Origin of the sequence: Nocardiopsis sp. NPDC007018 (genome assembly GCF_040635075.1) — a bacterium.
Lineage (GTDB): Bacteria > Actinomycetota > Actinomycetes > Streptosporangiales > Streptosporangiaceae > Nocardiopsis.
On sequence record NZ_JBEYHA010000030.1, the window covers coordinates 1 to 16702 of the forward strand.

Consider the following 16702-nt stretch of genomic DNA (forward strand, 5'->3'; position numbering starts at 1 on the left):
AGCTCGCCGAGGCCGAGGACGACGCCGACACCCGCGCCGAGGCCGACCGTGAGCTGGAGCAGCTCCGCAAGGAGATCGGCGAGCTGGAGGTGCGCCCGCTACTCCTTCGGGGCCTCCTGGCCGGGCAGCCCCAGATCCGCCAGGGCGGTCCGTACCCGGCCCCGGGACTTCTCCAGCGACCGCGCCGCCGTGATGGCGTCCACACCGGCCAGCAGCGACACCAGGGCCGCTCTGGTGTCCCCGTCCGCCTCGGTGAGGGCGCGCGCGCAGTCGGCCTCGGACAGGCCGGTGGCCTCCATCAGGATGGTGACCACGCGCCCGCGCAGTTTGCCGTTGGTGGCGTCCACCCCCACCATCAGGTTCGAGTAGGTACGGCCGATCCGCACCATCACGGCGGTCGAGAAGGCGTTGAGCAGCAGCTTCTGCGCCGTACCCGCCTTCATCCGGGTCGATCCGGCGATCACCTCGGCACCCGTCGACACCCCCACGTGGACGTCGGCGCCGGAGGCCAGGGGGGCCTCCGGGTTCGCGCTGATCAGCACCGTGGCGGCCGACCGCTCCCGCGCCGCCTCCAGGGCCCCGCCCACGTACGGGGTACGGCCGCTGGCGGCCAGCCCCACCACGAGGGCCCCCGGCTCCACCGCGGCCGCGTCGATACGCCCCGACTCCCAGTCGTCCTCGATCCCCTCGACGGCGCGCGCCATGGCCTCGGCGCCGCCCGCGTGGTGGGCCACCACCCACTCCGGGGGGACCCCGTAGGTCGGAGGCAGCTCCGCCGCGTCCAGCGCCGCTATGCGCCCGGAGGTCCCCGCGCCGAAGTAGTGGATGCCCGCGCCGCGCTCCAGCGCCGCCACACCCAGCTCCACGGCCCGGGCCAGCTCCGGCAGCACCGCGGCCACCGCCGCGGCGACGGTGGTGTCCTCGGCGTTGATCTGCCGCAGCACGTCCAGGGCGGGGAGCAGGTCGATGTCGTAGGTGCCCGAGTTGCGCTCCTCAGTGGGCGCCCGCACGATCACGGCCTCACCCCCCGCCGAACCGTCCGCTTCCCGGGAGGGGTTCCTCGGGTCCTGCTCCGTGCCACCGTGCACTGCGCTCTCCTGTCCGGTCCGCACACCCGTCCTTCACGGCGGGGGCGGGTCAGTCGTCGTTACCAGTGGTGTCGGGGGTGTTCCTCGCGGCGGAGGCGTCGCCCCGCCGCCGTCTGCGGTCGTCACTCAGACGCAGCCCGCGGACCGCCTCGTAGGTGGTCTCCAGGGCCGTCCTGCTGTCGGTGTAGCGGATCTGCGCCAGGCCGACGAACAGGCAGTCCACCACGGTCAGCTGTGCCAGCCGCGAGGCCGTGGCACCCGAGCGGAACATGGTCTCCCGCGCGGCCGTGGTGAGCACGTGGTCGGCGAAGCCGATCGGTGACCGCGGGAAGTTCGTGATCGCCACCGTCCGGGCACCCCTGCGGCCCGCCTCGGTCAGGGCCTGCACGGTGTCGATGGTGGTGCCGCTGTGCGAGATGCCGATCGCCACGTCGCTCTCCTCCAGGAGGGCGGCACTGGTCAGCATCACGTGCGCGTCCGACCACGCGAACGAGGCCAGACCGATCCGGTGCAGCTTCTGCTGGAGGTCGGCGCCGACGAACGCGCTCGCGCCCACACCGTAGATGTCGACCCGCCGCGCGTTGGCCATGGCGTCGATGACCGCGCGCAGTACCTCGACGTCCATGGCGGCGCCGGTCTCCTCCACGGCGCGCGCGTCCGTGTAGGCGATCTTCTGTACCACGGTGACCAAGGTGTCGTCGGGGTTGATGTCGCTGGCCAGCTCGGCGGTGTTGCCGCGCGCGCCCCGGGCCTGTCCGGCCTCGGTGGCCAGGGCCAGCCTCAGCTCGCGGTACCCGCTGAAGTCGATGGTGCGGCAGAACCGGATGACGGTGGCCTCGGAGGTCGCGCAGTCCTTGGCCAGCTGGGTGATCGAGGAGGCGGCGGCGCGCTCGGGGTCGTCGACGACCCGCTGTGCCACACGCTGCTCGGCGGGTGCCAGCGAGGGGAGCAACGACCTGATCCGCAGGACCGTCGTGGGGACGGGTGGCGGAGCGACGTCGCCCGGGTGCACGCGGCCGCCAGACGGCTTCGGGATTTGCGCCATGGAGGAAAGTTTCTTTCGGTCGTGGTGCAGAGTCAACGCACTGGCGGGAAAAACCGGGAGATTCAAGGATTTCAAGGGACGGCCCCCTCGGCAAGTGTCCCCGATCCGATTGCGATGCCGCAGCTCAGAAGGCACCCTGGAGGCGAGGCGGCACGTTTCCACCCAGCACACCCGTGTCGGCCTCGCAGAGGGGATGGAGCCGTGCCGCTGTACAGCCCGCCGGAGGCCCGGGGCGCGGCGACCGTCGAATCCGCGCCCGAACCCGCCTCCCGGGGGCTCTACGTGAGCCTCCTCGGCCGCTTCGGTGTTCAGGTCGACGGCGCTCCGCTGAGCCTGCGCGGCGACCGCCGCCGCGCGCTGCTGGCGACCCTGATGCTCAACGCGGGACGGACCGTCTCCACCGAGGAGCTCATCGAGCGGGTCTGGGACGCTCCGGGGCCCGCGGCCAAGGGCGCCCTCCAGGTCCACGTGGCCCGGGCGCGGGCGCTCCTCGAACGCCACCTGGGTACCCCGCTCATCCTGGGAGCGGACGGCGGCTACCGCATCGACCTGGAGCGGGAGCGGTCCGACCTCCTGCTCTTCCGCGACCTGGCGGCCCTGGCCGAGCGCGCGGCCGAGCGGGGCGCGTCCGACGCCCACGCGGACCTCCTGCACCGGGCCCTGACCCTGTGGCGCGGGCCGGTCCTGACCGACGTCGCCGCGCCCCTGCTGCACTCCAGGGACGTGGCCCGGCTGAACGAGGAGCTGCTCGGTGTGGCCGAGCGGGGGTTCGAGACGGCCCTGGCCCGGGGCGAGCACGAGCTCGTCGCCGTCCGGGCGGGCTCGCTCGCCGCCGACCACCCCGAGCGCGAACCGCTCGTCCGGGTGCAGATGACCGCGCTCTTCCGCTCCGGCCGCCAGAGCGAGGCCTTGCGCGTCTACGCGAGGACGCGCGCGGTCCTCGCCGAGCGGTTGGGGGCCGACCCGGGCCGCGAGCTCCAGGAGACCTTCCACGGCATCCTGCGGGGCGACCTCGACTCCCGGCCCGGGGCCCGTCCACGGGCGACGACCGGCCCCGCCGGCGCCTCCACCGGGGCGCTCGTCCCGCGACCGCGCATCCATGACGAGGTCCGGCCCTGCGCCGCCCGCCGGACCCCCCGGCCCGCCTCGGCGCTGCTCCCCGCCGAACTCCCCTCGGCCCCCCGCGCGCTGGTGGGGCGGGCCGACGCCCTCGCCGAACTCGACCGCCTCGTCGACCCCTGCTCACCGGACCCCGGCAGTGTCCTGGTCCGCGGCCCCGCGGGGGCGGGCAGCAGTGCCCTGGCGGTGCGGTGGGCGCACTCGGTGGCGACGCACTTCCCCGACGGGCAGCTGTACGTCAACCTGCGAGGACCCGACGGGGCCCCGCGTCACCCGGCCGAGGTCCTGCGCCGCCTGGTGCGGTCCCTGTCGGCGGGGACGGTGGACACCGGGGAGCGGGGGGAGGAGGTGCCCGAGGCCGACGAGGTGGCCGCGCGGGCCCGCTCCCTGATGGCCGGGCGCCGCGTGCTGATCGTTCTTGACAACGCCTCCACCGCGCACCAGGTGCGGCCCCTGCTGCCGGGCAGCCAGGGCAGCTGCGCCGTGGTGGTCAGCCGCAACTGGCTCACCGACCTGCTGGTCCGGGACGGTCTGCGAGCGCTCCCGGTGGACGCGCTGCCGGAGGAGCACGCGATCACGCTGCTGCGGTCGCTGTTGGGACCGGAGCGCTGTCCCACGGCGGAGCTGCGCCGGGTCGCGGAACTGGCGGGCCGTCTACCGTTGGCGCTGCGCATGGCGGTGGCGTGGATGGACGCCCACCCGGAGCGGTCCGCCTCGGACCTGGCGCGGTTGGTGGAGAGGGAGGACCCGGCGCACGGGGTCTCGCCCACGGCGCGGATGGCCGCAGTACTGCGCGCCGGGCCCTTGGGGGCGGGCACGGCCGCGGGGAAGTACCGACCGGGACCGGAACCCCGGGGATGAGTCTGCGTGACCCGTCTTACGGACGGCTTTCATCCAGGCGAAGTCCTCGGTGTCGCGGCGCACCGCCCGAGGGTGAAGCGGTGCCCATGTGGCGGGAGTGACCTGGGGTCTCGGGAAAAGTTCGGGTTCCGGTCACCCCAACGGACGGTTGTGAGATCGACCAGATCTCGCCCAAGGGGTGCTCAGCGGTCGGATCAGTCGCTAGTGTCAAGGCCATGACGCAGAACAACGATCCCAACATGGACCCGGCGGGAACCACCCAGCACTTCCGCCGTTTCGTCGACGAGAACCCCGAGCCCGAGGAGGCTCCGCGCCGCCCGATCCTGCCGCTGGTACTCGCCGGAGTCGGTGTCGCCCTGACGGTCGGCGTCATCGTCGCCCTGTTCGTGGCCTTCTTCTAGCCGGAGCGGTACGGACCGTGCCCGGCGGGTTCCCCCTTCCGGGCCTGGGCCGTGGTGTGACCGGGCCTGTCCCGGTCGGACCCGGAATCGGTTCGCGGTGACCCCGAGGTCCTGCTAGAGTTAACTCCGTTGCCGCAGAGAGCCGCGAGGTTCGAGGCGGAGACCGGCGTCATTAGCTCAGTTGGTTAGAGCAGCTGACTCTTAATCAGCGGGTCCGGGGTTCGAGTCCCTGATGACGCACATGAAGGGCCCCGGCGGGTGGAGTTCGTCTCCACCGGCCGGGGCCCTCTCTCGTGCCCGACCTCCGCGTCCGACCAGGTCATGTCCGATGTTCCGGGAACGAATCCGCGAATCGGCCGAAACCTTCCGGCCTCCGGGTGCGTCTGGATAGGTACCGCCGTTCCCCTCCCAAGTCGGCGGGCAACCAACACCCCGTGGAGCCGTCATGCTGTCCGAAGCGCGCCGCCCCCTGCTTGGCCGTATCGCCCTCGCGGCGCTGGCCACCGGTGCCGCCCTGTCCCTGTCCGGGTGCGGTCTGCCGCTGCTGCCGCCCGCCCTCACAGGGGGAGGTGACGAGTCCACCGAGGCGTACGAGCCCGAGGCGGCCGAGGAGACCGACTACGAGGAGGAGACCGAGGAGGCCGACCCGCCCGCTGACGCCGAGGACCAGGACGTCAACGACCTGGCCGTGGGCGACTGCCTCAACGAGATGGAGACCGGGTACGACGAAGCCGTCAGCTCGGTGCCGATCGTCGACTGCTCGGAGGCCCACGACCTGGAGGTCTACTGGGGGGGCGACTTCGACAGCGGCCTCGACTACCCGGGCCGTGACGAGGTCATCGACATGGTCAACGAGAACTGCCTGGAGTTCTTCCAGACCTTCGTGGGAACGGCCTACGAGGAGTCCGTCCTGGACATCCAGACCCTCTTCCCCATGGAGGAGGGCTGGGAGATGGGCGACCGCGAGTACCTCTGCCTGATCGGGCAGATGGACGGTTCGCAGACCACCGGGACCCTCGCGCAGTCCAACCTGTAGCCGTCGAGCGGCCTTGGAGTCGCAGATCCGGATCGCCTCCCACGCCCTGACGACGAGGGCCCGCGCCACCCGGCGCGGGCCCTCGTCGCGTCCCGGGGCCCCGAACTGTCAGTGGTCCGCGAGATGATCTCCGGAGGGCCGTTCCCTTTCCGTTATGAGAAGGCTCGTGGAATCGTCGGAATCGATGTCTCCCATCGTTTTCCCGTCCTTCTCTTCTCCTCTCGCCTGATGGGAGAGCCTCCCTCTTGCGTGTGTTCTTCGTCAAGTGTTCCCAGGTCAAGTGGTCGGGAGTGTCCTCGGTTGCTCACGTGGAGTATTCCTTCGCTACGTATTCGTGTTCGCCCGGAAAATCAGATTGACATTCCGCGCGACCTGGTGAATTCTTTCGTTCTCGCCATCGCCGTCCCGGCAATGTCCCGCGAGTATTCATCCCCGGAGTATCCACATGCCTTCCCTCTCCCGCGCCGTGCGCGGCGCGGCCGTCACGGCCGCCGCTGCCTCCGCCGTTCTCAGCCTGTCCGCCTGCGACCTGCTCGACTCCGTCCTCGGTTCGGGCAACGTGATGGAGATCGGTGTCGGCGACTGCTTCACCGAGAGCGAGATGTTCACCTCCGACGCCGGCGACGAGGTCGGTGACGTCCCCCTGGTCGACTGCTCCGAGCCGCACGACTCCGAGGTGTTCCACGTCGAGGAGCTCCCGGACGGTGACTTCCCGGGCGCCGAGTCCGTGAACGCCTCCATGGAGGAGGTCTGCACGGGCCCCGCGTTCCAGGAGTTCGTCGGTGTGGACTTCATGGAGTCCGAGATCTACGCCAGCGGGCTCATGCCGACCGTCGAGTCCTGGGACCTGCTCGAGGACCGCGAGATCCTCTGCTACGTGTTCTCCGAGGAGCCGATCAGCGAGAGCCTCCAGGGCGCCAACCGCTGATCCGGGGCGGCCCGTGACGGGCCGCCCGGAGTCGCACACCGCGAACGAACGGCCCGCGCCATCGGATGGCGCGGGCCGTCGTCGTGTGTCGGTCGCCTCAGCGGGTCTCGTACGCCGACCTAGCCCAGGGGGCTCAGCAGCGGCCACTCGTGCGGGCGGTCGGTCCTGGGCAACGGGACCTCCGGAGCGCCGTCGAAGGTCGTCGCTCCCGGGTTCTCCGGCCGGGGAACGCCCCCGCACTCGATGTCGTCCGGGACCACGCCGTCGACCAGGTAGGCCTCCACCACGTCGTCCACACAGGGGTAGGCGGGCCGCCCGGTGTCCGGGGCGACCATCAGGGTGAAGCCGTGGCCGCCCTCGTCCGTGACGGTGAGCAGGGGGCTCTTCAGGCGCTCGGCCATGGCCGGTCCGCCGTCGTAGGCGGTGTTGGCGTCGTAGTCGGCGGCGATCACCAGCGCTTCGGGGTAACCGTCCCGCGCCAGCTGGACCTCGTCCTCGACGGGGGCGTTACGGGTGAAGGTGCAGGCCTGCGGCGTCGCCCACATGGCGCCGGAGCTGTACGGGTGCGCGTCCCGGTACTCACGGGCCTGCTGGTGGTAGAGGCCGAGCCGGTCGGGCCACTCGGCCTCGCAGGCCACGGCCGAGAACAGGTCGAAGTTCATGTCGAACACGGGGTCGGACTCGGGCCACTCCTCGTCCTCGCCCGGAACGGGCGCGTCGTCGACCAGCAACCGCAGGAACTGGGAACTGGAGTCCCAGTAGCCCTGGGACCGTGCCAGGCTCGCGACCAGCGCGTCGAACTGGGCCCCGTCGAGGTGCCCGGCGTTGGGGACGTCGTCCCGGGGCTCCTCGTCGAGTCGGGCGGAGGTCTCGTCGAAGACCGCGACGATCTCCTCCGGGTCGGTGCCGAACCCGTACACGTCGTCGTGCTCGGCGAGCCAGTCGGTGTAGCGCTCGACGTTGGCGGTGCCGGCGGGTCCCTGTCCCATGAACACGTCCCGCCAGATCCCGTCCGGGTTGACGGAGGAGTCCAGGACGCTGCGGTCGAGCCGCTCCGGGAACAGGGTGCCGTACACCGCGCCCAGGTAGGTGCCGTAGGAGTAGCCGAGGTAGTTGGTCGTCTCCTCGCCCATGGCGGCGCGCAGCACGTCCATGTCGCGGGCGGTGTTGGCGGAGGTCATGTGCGGCATGCGGTCGCCCTCGTTGGCGTCGCAGGCACGGGAGTAGCGGATCTTCTCCCGGGTGTCCTCCCTGATCTGGGCGTCGCTGGCCCGGGGGCGGATCAGCGGGAACTCGACCCCGCAGTCGAGGGGTGAGGAGGCGCCGGTGCCGCGCGGGTCCATGCCGATGAGGTCGTACGCCTCGTGCGCGAAGGTCCCGGTGAACATGCCCGCCATCATGCGGGCGGGGCCCCCGGGGCCGCCGGGGTTGATCATGAGGACGCCGCGGCGCTCCTCCGGTTCGGTGGCCTCGGCGCGGGCGGCGGCGATGGTGAGCCGCGCGCCGTCGGGGTCGGCGTAGTCGAGGGGGACCTCGTACTCGGCGCACTCCATCCCGAGTTCGACCAGTTCGGGTTCGGGGCACGCGGCCCAGACGATCTCCTGGTCGTGGAAGGGGGCCAGGGCGGTCCCCTCCACCGGGTAGCCGGTGGAGGCCGCGGTCGGGGGTGCGGCGACGGGGTCGGCGGAGGCCGGGAGGGCCGCCGCCAGGGAGAGGGCCAGGCCGGTGGCGGTGACCACCGAGACCGAGCGGATGGTGGTGCCGGGTCGTGGCACGGGGGGCTACCTCCGTTGTCCTGCCGCCGGGTGGGGAGCGGGCCCGCTCCGGCAGGTGGTGTGTGGTGACCCCGTCACGGTACGAAGCGCCCGATCAGCCGGAAAACCATCGAAAGTAGCGTCTTCGGGCTTCTTTGGAGAGGTGACCGCATGCGGCCATGAAGCGTTTGGTCTTTTGGGTGGTTTTGTTGCCCTTTGTTCTTTTTGTGATGCCGATCATGTCGCACAAAAGACGCCGTTTGGTCACGAAGGTGGCGTGGGACACAGGGGTGGCGTTACCGTGTCGTTCTATTAGGAAAGTTTCCTAATAAATCTGTGCCTGCCCCCACCCCATCCCCCACCACCGCCGTGCCCCCTGCTCGAAGGAGCCTCGTGGCCACCGAAATCGCGGCCTCCCCACCCCCACCGGACACCGGCGACCCCGGGCCCGCCGCCCCCGGGACGGCCCAGCGCCTCCTCAGCCGGATCTGGCGCAACTACGTCTTCGTGAAGGTACGCAAGGCCGTCGTCGTGGTCTTCGTGGTGGCCAACGTGACGTTCTTCCTCGGACGCGCCATGCCGGGCGACCCCATCGACGTCATGGCGGGCCGCCTCACCCAGGGCGGCATGTCGATGAACGAGGCCCGGGCCATCGCGATCCACTCACTGGCCTACGACCCGGACGCGCCCCTCTTCAAGCAGTGGTGGGAGTTCATCGTCGGGCTGTTCACGCTCGACCTCGGCGGCACCATCAACCGCCCCGGCTTCAGCGTCACCGACGCCATCGGCGCCTACCTGCCCTGGACCCTCTTCAGCATCGGCGTGGGCACCCTCGTCGCGATCGCCCTCGGCCTCGCCCTCGGCATGATCATGGCCTACCGGCGCAACCAGATCCTGGACCACGTGCTCAGCGTCCTGGCCTCGGTCCTGGGCGCCATCCCCAACTACCTCATCGCCATGGTGCTGGTCGTCGGCGGCGGCATGTACCTCGGCTGGTTCAACCCCATCGAACTGCGCGGCACCCTCAGCCCCGGCGTCCAACCGGAGTTCACGTTCAGGTTCGTCGGCGACGCGCTCTTCCACGCCGCCCTGCCGATCTTCACCTACGTGCTCGCCATCATCGGCACCTGGATGCTCGTCATGAAGGCCTCCACCACCGAGGTCCTCGGTGAGGACTACGTGACCGTGGCCCGCGCCCGGGGGCTGCGCGACGGCCGCATCGCCACCGCCTACGTCGGCCGCAACGCGGTCCTGCCGTTGGTCGCCCAGATCGCCATCTCCTTCGGCACCCTGGTCGGCGGTGCGATCTTCGTCGAACAGGTCCTCGTCTACAAGGGCGTCGGAGGCCTGCTCCTCGACGCGGTCAACTACCGCGACTACCCCCTCCTCCAGGGGCTGCTCATCATCATCACCTCGTGCGTGGTGATCGCCAACCTCGTCGCCGACCTGCTCTACAGCAGGCTCGACCCGCGCATCCGGAAGTAGGGGGACGCACGCATGGCCGTCACCACCGCACCAGCGTCAGCGGGCGTCTGGGGCACCATCTGGCAGGGCATCACCCGCAGCACGAGCGGGTTCATCGGACTCTGCCTCGTGCTCAGCGTCCTGCTGTTCTCCTTCGTGGGCCCGCTCCTGATCGACCACCACAACCCCACGGACGTCAGCAAGATCTGGGGTCCGATGAGCTCCGAGCACTGGCTCGGCACCAACCACGAGGGCAAGGACACCTTCACCCAGCTGGTCCTCGGCGGGCGCGAACCCATCCTGGTCGGCCTCATGGCCGCCCTGATCACCGTCGCCATCGCCGTCGCCCTCGGGGCCGTCGCCGGGTACGTCCGGGGCCGGGTCGACCACTTCCTGCTCCAGCTGACCGACATCACGATGACCATCCCCTTCATCGTCCTGATGCTGGTCATCGCCTCCTTCTACCGGACCTCCTCTCCGCTGGTGGTCTCCTTCATCATCGGCCTGGTCACCTGGCCGTACCTGATGCGGTCCATCCGCGCCCAGGTACTCACCCTCAAGGAACGCGAGTTCATCGAGGCCGCCCGCCTCCAGGACCTGGGCACCGCCCGCATCCTCTGCGTCGAGGTGCTGCCCAACATGGCGGGCTACATCTTCATCAACTTCATCATCGCCATCACCAACGCCATCTACGCGGTCGTCGGCATGTACCTGCTCGGCCTGCTGCCCAGCACCGCCGAGAACTGGGGCCTGATGATCCAGCAGGCCTGGTCCAACAACGCCTTCCTCCTCCCGCAGGCCGCGCCCTTCCTGGTCGCCCCGATGGTGATGATCATGCTCTTCCAGATCGGGCTGGTCACCATGACCCGCTCCCTGGAACAGGCCCTCAACCCACGACTCCGGGACAGGTGAGCCCCGTGAACGACCACCCCGCCGCCCCGGACGAGCCCGGCGGCCCCCTGCTGTCCGTCCGCGGGGTCGACGTCGGCTACCGCACCGGCCGCCGCACCCACGTCACCGCCGTCCACGACGTCTCCTTCGACCTGCACCCCGGCCAGTCCATGGCCCTGGTGGGGGAGTCCGGCTGCGGCAAGACCACGCTCGGACTCGGCCTACTGCGCCTCCTCCCGCGCACCGGAGTCGTCTCCAAGGGAGAGATCCTCTTCCGCCGCAAGGACGGTACGCGCGTGGACGTGCGGACCCTGGAGAAGGAGAGGCTGCGCCGCTTCCGTTGGAACGAGGCGGCCATGGTCTTCCAGGGCGCCATGAACGCCTTCAACCCGGTGCTGCGCATCGAGGAGCACTTCCTCGACACCTTCCGCGCCCACGAGCGGGCGGGCGGCCGCAGCTCCCGCAAGGAGATCACCGAGCGCTCCGCCGAACTGCTGGAGATGGTGCGCCTCGACCCGGCCCGCGTCCTCAGCAGCTACCCGCACGAGCTCTCCGGCGGCATGCGCCAGCGCAGCCTCATCGCCCTGGCGCTCGCGCTCCGTCCCCAACTGCTCATCCTCGACGAGCCCACCACGGCCCTGGACATCCTCACCCAGCGGTCCATCGTGGAGCGCCTGGCGGAACTGCGCGAGGAACTGCGGTTCTCGATGGTCTTCATCACGCACGACCTCGGTCTGGCCGCCGAACTCGCCGACCGGGTCGGCACGATGTACGCGGGACGCCTCATCGAGACCGGGACCACCCGGGACATCTTCTACCGCTCTCGGCACCCCTACACCTCGGCGCTGATCAACTCCGTGCCGCCGGTGGTCGGCGACCTCCACGTCCCCGAGTCCCTGCCGGGCGGCCCGCCGAGCCTCAACGCCCTGCCCACGGGCTGCTCGTTCGCCCCCCGTTGCGCGCACGCCCTGGACGTCTGCACCACCACGCGTCCGACGCTCGACGTTCTCCAGCACCGCGACGCGGGCCTGAGCCACACGGCGGCCTGCCTGCGCTCCACCGACGCCGCACTCCACGCAGAGGGGGTCTCCCGTGATTGACCGGACCGTCAACCCCGCCCACGCCGAACCGCGTCCCGACGACACGGCTCCGCGCTCCGCGAGCACCATCGGCCGGACCGGGGCCCCCGCTCCCGGCGAACCGGCCCCCGGCACCGTGATCGGCGCCGACGACGCCGCACGGGCCCTGGAGGCGGACGAGCGTCGCGCCCAGCCCCCCGTGCTCACCCTCAAGGGTGCCCAGCAGGTCTTCAGGACCCCGCGCGGCGACGTGCCCGCCGTGGCCGGGGTCGACCTCGACGTCCGCCCCGGCCAGGTGCTCTGCCTGGTGGGGGAGTCCGGCTGCGGCAAGACCACCACGGCCCGGATGGCGGCCGCCCTGTCCAGCCCCACCGCGGGCTCGGTCCTGTTCCGGGGCAAGGACGTCGCCACGATGGACCGCGGGGAGCGGGCGGCCTTCCGCCGCTCGGTCCAGTACATCCACCAGGACCCCTACGCCTCCCTCAACCCGGTCCGCACCGTCTACTCCACGGTCTCCGCCGGACTGCGCCGCCACAAGCTGGTGAAGGACCGCCACGAGGCCCGCCGCGTCGCCGCCGAACTGCTGGAGCGCGTCGACCTCTCCCCGGCCGAGGACTACCTGGACAAGTACCCCCACCAGATGTCCGGCGGCCAGCGCCAGCGCGTCGCCGTGGCCCGGGCCCTCGCGATGGAGCCCGAGGTGATCATCGCGGACGAGTCCACGTCGATGCTCGACGTGTCCATCCGCGTCAGCCTCCTCAACACCCTCGGGAGGCTCCGCGACGAACTCGGCGTGAGCTTCCTGTTCATCACCCACGACCTCGCCGTGGCCAAGTACTTCGCGTGGCGGGGCGAGATCGCGGTCATGTACCTGGGCAAGGTCGTGGAGCACGGACCCACCCCACAGGTGGTCAACGACCCCCAGCACCCCTACACCAAGGCCCTCATCTCCGCGGTCTGCGAACCGGACCCGGACCTGGCCAGGAACAAGGAGCGGGTCCGGCTGCGCAGCGCGGACATCCCCGACCTCACCGACCTGCCTCCGGGGTGCGACTTCCACCCGCGCTGCCCGATCTTCGCGCAGGGCAGCTGCGACACCGTTCGGCCACCGCTGGTCCGCAGCCACGACCGGCTGCTGGCCTGCCACGTCGTCACCCGGGGGTGAGGGGGAGTTGCTGCTCCTCATCGGACGCTTCGGCCTGTTCGTCGGGGCGTTCCTCACCCTCTCCTGCACCCTCACGGCCGTGATCACATCCCCCGGCACAGCCGAGTTCGTCATCAGCGTCGTCACCATCGGTGTCGGCCTGGCCGTGCTCGCCCTCGGTCTGATCGCCGTCCTTCTGGAAAGGAAGCGTCAAGAATGACCTCCACCCCCTCTCGCAACGCGATCCTGAACGACCTGAGCAGGAGGCGACTCCTCAAGGCCGTCGGCTTCAGCACGGTCGGGGTCGCCGGCGCCGGACTCCTGTCCGCCTGCTCCGCCGACTCCGGCGGCAGTTCCGACGCCAAGCAGTTCACCGGGGTCTTCGACTACGACCTGGACTCCATGACGCGCAACGTCCACCGCGAGGACGGCGCGCTGCTGCTCAACTCGGTCTACAAGGACCTGTTCCTGTGCCCCGGCGGCGTCTACAACTGGGCCGAGCACGAGTGGGACTACCTCCTGCTGGAGGGGCACGAGTGGGACGGCAACGACCTCGTGCTGAGCCTGCGCTCCGGACTGAAGTGGAGCGACGGGAACGACATCAACGCGGACGACATGATCCGCAGCTACGCCATGCGCGTCCTGGAGGCCCCGCCGTGGGGATTCGGCTTCCCCCAGGTCCAGGACCTGGAGAAGCTGGACGACCTCAGCGTCCGCCTCGGGTTCGAGAACCCGTTCCCCAACATCGAGCGCAGCGTCATCAAGCACCGCATCGTCTCGAAGGCCACCTACGAGAACTTCGGTGAGCGCGCGGTCGAGATGGTCAACGACGGCGTCCGCCAGGGCGACGACGAGCACGCCGAGTGGAACGCCGAGTTCATCGAGTTCAACCCGGACGAGATCGTGTGCAGCGGCCCGTACATGTTCGACGAGGCCCAGATGTCGGACGCGCGCATCACCCTGGTGCGCAACGAGAACGGCTACCAGGGCAAGGAGGTGAAGTTCGACGAGGTGGTCGTGCACAAGGGCGACAACCGGCAGTCGGCGCTGCTGGTGCAGCAGGGCGAGGTCGACTACTCCAGCCTGGCACCCTCCGCCGCCGACCAGCAGGCCTTCCAGAGCGTGGAGGGCTTCCGCTGGATCGAGCACGCGGGCTACGACGGCTGCGGCATCATGTTCAACCACAAGGCCAAGCCCGAGGTCCAGGACGTGCGGGTGCGCAAGGCGCTGGCCTACGTCCTCGACGGCGACCAGATCGGCCAGGTCGCGCGAGGCGAGGGTTACAGCAGGGTCACGCACTACGCGGGTCTGGCCGACATCCAGGCCGAGGAGATCCTCACCGCCGAGGAGCTGGCGGACTTCGAGACCTTCGACCAGGACCTGGACAAGGCCACGGAGCTGCTGGAGGAGGCCGGCTGGACCAAGGAGGACGGCAAGTGGTACCTCCCGGACGGCAAGGAGGCCAGCTTCGAGGTCATCGGTGTCTCCGGGTGGGGTGACTTCGAGCTGACCGCGACCCAGGTCGAGGAAGCCTGGAACGACTTCGGGATCAAGACCGAGGCGCGCAACGTCCCCGAGGACAACCCGTGGGGCATCTGGGGCGCCGGTGACTTCGAGGTCGCGGTGCGCCACTGGGGCAACCCCGAACAGCCCGACTACTGGGGCGCCTTCCAGATGAACTTCCTCACCGAGAACGCCGGTACCGAGGACTCCCCGGGCCAGGGCTTCGACCTGGAGGTCGAGAGCCCCTCCCAGGGAGACGTGGACATCAGGGAACTGGTGGACACCGCTCAGCGGGCCGAGAGCGAGGAGGAGCAGAAGGAGGCCCTGAAGACGCTGGCGATCGTCTTCAACGAGCTGCTTCCGCGCATCCCGATCTGGACGTACAAGTACCTGGCCCCGGCGGTGGAGGGCATCCGGGTGAAGGAGTTCCCGAGGGACACCCCGACCTCCCAGAACGAGCAGTACCAGGACAACCACGTCATCCTGTCGCTGATCAAGGGCGAGCTGGAGCCGGTCGAGGGCTGAGCCGCCGACACGGCGGTGACTGAGTGACGAGCCCCGGCGGGGGCGGTGCCCGGGGCGGGCGCCGCCCCCGCCGCCGCGTCCGTTCCCGGTCCGGATTACGGGCACGCGCACGTTTGCCCCTTCGGAGGACCGTTTGTGCGCGTTCGGGGCGAAGAAGGATAGTCTCCCGTGCATTCGCACGCGCACACGCCGTCACCCCCGACCCCACCCGTCTCCCCGCCCCCGGCGGGCCCGGCGCCGCGTCGCCCGCACCCCCGCCCGCCCCGCCCCCGGACCTGGAAAGGACTGGCGCACCATGCCCAAGGACCTGAAGGACCTGAAGGACCTGTACGACCTCGGCGAGGTTCCGCCGCTGGGCCACGTCCCGGCGCGGATGCACGCCTTCACCCTCCGCCGCGAGCGCTACGGCGAGCCCCGCGACGCGTTCGCGCGCGAGGTCGTCCCCGTGCCGGAGCTGCGGCCGGGCCACGTCCTCGTCTACACGATGGCCGCGGGCATCAACTACAACAACATCTGGGCGGCCCTGGGGCACCCCGCCGACGTCATCGCCGCGCGTGAGAAGGCCGGGGCCACGGAGGACTACCACATCGGCGGCTCCGACGGCTCGGGCGTGGTCTGGGCCGTCGGCGAGGGCGTGCGCGGTGTGGAGGTGGGCGACCACGTCATCCTCTCGCCGGGGCAGTGGGACGAGAGCTCCGACGACATCCGGATGGGCGGCGACCCCGTCGCCTCCCGCAGCATGCGGGTGTGGGGGTACGAGAACAACTTCGGCTCCTTCGGCCAGTTCACCCTGGTGCAGGACATCCAGTGCCTGCGCAAGCCGGAGAACATGACCTGGGAGGACTCGGGGGGCTTCCTCGTCAGCGCCGCGACCTCCTACCGGCAGCTCTTCGGCTGGGAGCCCAACATCGTGCGCCCGGGTGACCCGGTGCTGATCTGGGGCGGTGCGGGCGGCCTGGGCACGTCGGCGATCCAGCTCGCCCGCCAGGTGGGCGGCAAGCCGATCGCCGTGGTCTCGACGCCGGAGAAGGCCGAGGTGTGCCGGGAGCTCGGAGCCGTCGGCACGATCCTGCGCACCGAGTTCGACCACTGGGGGCGGGTCCCCGACGAGGGGGACACCCAGGCCTACGCGGAGTGGATGCGCGGGGTGCGCGCGTTCGGGCGGAAGTTCTGGGAGGAGCTGGGGGAGCGGCGGGCGCCCCGGATCGTCTTCGAGCACACGGGGGCGGACACCCTGCCCACCTCGCTCTACCTGTGCGACAACTCGGGGATGGTGGTGCTCTGCGGGGCGACCACGGGGTTCCAGGCCGACCTGGACCTGCGCTTCCTGTGGATGCGCCTCAAGCGCATCCAGGGTTCGCACTTCGCGACGCCCGCACAGTGCCGCATGGTGATCGACCTGGTGGCCGGAGGCCAGCTCGATCCCTGTGTGACCAAGACCGTACCCTTCGACGAGATCGGCGCGGCGCACCAGATGCTGAGGGAGAACAGGCAGCCTCCGGGGAACATGGTCGCGCTGGTCAACGCGGTTCCGGGGCAGGTGGGGTTCGATCACTGACGACCTCGCCGAAGGGTCCGGGGAAGGCCGTCGCAAGAAGGTGACACCCGGCAAGAATCAGACATATGTGTACAAATCCACCCCTTCCGAGGTGGTTCCGGCGGCGTTTTTCGACGTGTTTCCGCACGTCACCCGGGTGGTGCGCGGTGCCCTTTCGGCGGATCTTCGATTCTTCTGTCAAGCTGGGCGTCCTTTGTTAGTCTGACGAACCGAACGACGGTTCCCGGTGGAAGTACGGGAATTGTGCGGAGCGTGGACACTTGTCCACCGGAACGCGCGCTCGCGGTCGAACCCCGGACACACTCC

14 protein-coding genes and 1 tRNA gene are annotated in these 16702 nt (G+C 70.3%); 12 read left to right on the plus strand and 3 right to left on the minus strand.

All coding sequences use genetic code 11. From position 1 onward, the window contains the following. Nucleotides 1-98 precede the first annotated feature (98 nt). Complete coding sequence (locus tag ABZ635_RS17295) at nucleotides 99-1088, minus strand: N-acetylmuramic acid 6-phosphate etherase (protein WP_357765778.1); 990 nt, start codon at nucleotides 1086-1088, stop codon at nucleotides 99-101. A 49-nt stretch (nucleotides 1089-1137) separates the two neighbouring features. Next, a complete protein-coding gene (locus ABZ635_RS17300) occupies nucleotides 1138-2133 on the minus strand; it encodes a MurR/RpiR family transcriptional regulator (RefSeq protein ID WP_357765781.1) in 996 nt (331 codons plus the stop codon). A gap of 201 nt (nucleotides 2134-2334) precedes the next feature. On the opposite strand from ABZ635_RS17300, the gene ABZ635_RS17305 reads away from it, so the two are divergent. The 5 genes from ABZ635_RS17305 (at nucleotide 2335) to ABZ635_RS17325 (ending at nucleotide 6478) form a co-directional block, all read left to right on the plus strand. Next, nucleotides 2335-4113: an AfsR/SARP family transcriptional regulator gene (locus tag ABZ635_RS17305; RefSeq protein WP_357765784.1), complete on the plus strand. Its 1779-nt coding sequence runs from the start codon at nucleotides 2335-2337 to the stop codon at nucleotides 4111-4113. Between the two features lie 215 nt (nucleotides 4114-4328). Then, nucleotides 4329-4514: a hypothetical protein gene (locus ABZ635_RS17310; protein ID WP_357765787.1), complete on the plus strand. Its 186-nt coding sequence runs from the start codon at nucleotides 4329-4331 to the stop codon at nucleotides 4512-4514. Nucleotides 4515-4680: 166 nt separating this feature from the next. Continuing rightward, a tRNA-Lys gene (locus ABZ635_RS17315) sits at nucleotides 4681-4754 on the plus strand. Between the two features lie 205 nt (nucleotides 4755-4959). Continuing rightward, nucleotides 4960-5550 carry a septum formation family protein gene (locus ABZ635_RS17320; protein WP_357765789.1) on the plus strand — a complete coding sequence of 197 codons (591 nt, stop codon included), beginning with the start codon at nucleotides 4960-4962 and terminating at the stop codon, nucleotides 5548-5550. 445 nt (nucleotides 5551-5995) lie between these two features. Further along, nucleotides 5996-6478 (plus strand): septum formation family protein, encoded by a 483-nt coding sequence (locus ABZ635_RS17325; protein WP_357765792.1) that lies wholly within the window; start codon nucleotides 5996-5998, stop codon nucleotides 6476-6478. A 119-nt stretch (nucleotides 6479-6597) separates the two neighbouring features. On the opposite strand, the gene ABZ635_RS17330 is transcribed toward ABZ635_RS17325, so the two are convergent. After that, complete coding sequence (locus tag ABZ635_RS17330) at nucleotides 6598-8253, minus strand: alpha/beta fold hydrolase (protein ID WP_357765795.1); 1656 nt, start codon at nucleotides 8251-8253, stop codon at nucleotides 6598-6600. A 372-nt stretch (nucleotides 8254-8625) separates the two neighbouring features. Between ABZ635_RS17330 and ABZ635_RS17335 the strand changes: the two genes are divergently transcribed. From ABZ635_RS17335 to ccrA, 7 genes are all read left to right on the plus strand, one after another. After that, entirely contained in the window at nucleotides 8626-9717 is a 1092-nt protein-coding gene (locus ABZ635_RS17335; RefSeq protein ID WP_357765797.1) for an ABC transporter permease, read from the plus strand. Between the two features lie 12 nt (nucleotides 9718-9729). Then, on the plus strand, nucleotides 9730-10608 hold the full coding sequence (locus tag ABZ635_RS17340) for an ABC transporter permease (protein WP_357765800.1): 879 nt from the start codon (nucleotides 9730-9732) through the stop codon (nucleotides 10606-10608). Between the two features lie 5 nt (nucleotides 10609-10613). Then, nucleotides 10614-11687 (plus strand): ABC transporter ATP-binding protein, encoded by a 1074-nt coding sequence (locus ABZ635_RS17345; RefSeq protein WP_357765803.1) that lies wholly within the window; start codon nucleotides 10614-10616, stop codon nucleotides 11685-11687. Further along, nucleotides 11680-12831, plus strand: coding sequence for an ABC transporter ATP-binding protein (locus ABZ635_RS17350; RefSeq protein WP_357765806.1), 1152 nt, complete (start codon nucleotides 11680-11682; stop codon nucleotides 12829-12831). The genes ABZ635_RS17345 and ABZ635_RS17350 overlap by 8 nt, the downstream gene beginning before the upstream one ends. Nucleotides 12832-12838: 7 nt before the next feature. Beyond that, nucleotides 12839-13030 carry a hypothetical protein gene (locus ABZ635_RS17355; protein WP_357765809.1) on the plus strand — a complete coding sequence of 64 codons (192 nt, stop codon included), beginning with the start codon at nucleotides 12839-12841 and terminating at the stop codon, nucleotides 13028-13030. Continuing rightward, nucleotides 13027-14838, plus strand: a complete 1812-nt coding sequence (locus ABZ635_RS17360; protein WP_357765811.1) for an ABC transporter substrate-binding protein — start codon at nucleotides 13027-13029, stop codon at nucleotides 14836-14838. The genes ABZ635_RS17355 and ABZ635_RS17360 overlap by 4 nt, the downstream gene beginning before the upstream one ends. Nucleotides 14839-15133: 295 nt before the next feature. Beyond that, entirely contained in the window at nucleotides 15134-16396 is a 1263-nt protein-coding gene (ccrA, locus tag ABZ635_RS17365) for a crotonyl-CoA carboxylase/reductase (RefSeq protein ID WP_357765814.1), read from the plus strand. The last annotated feature ends 306 nt before the right edge of the window (nucleotides 16397-16702 follow it).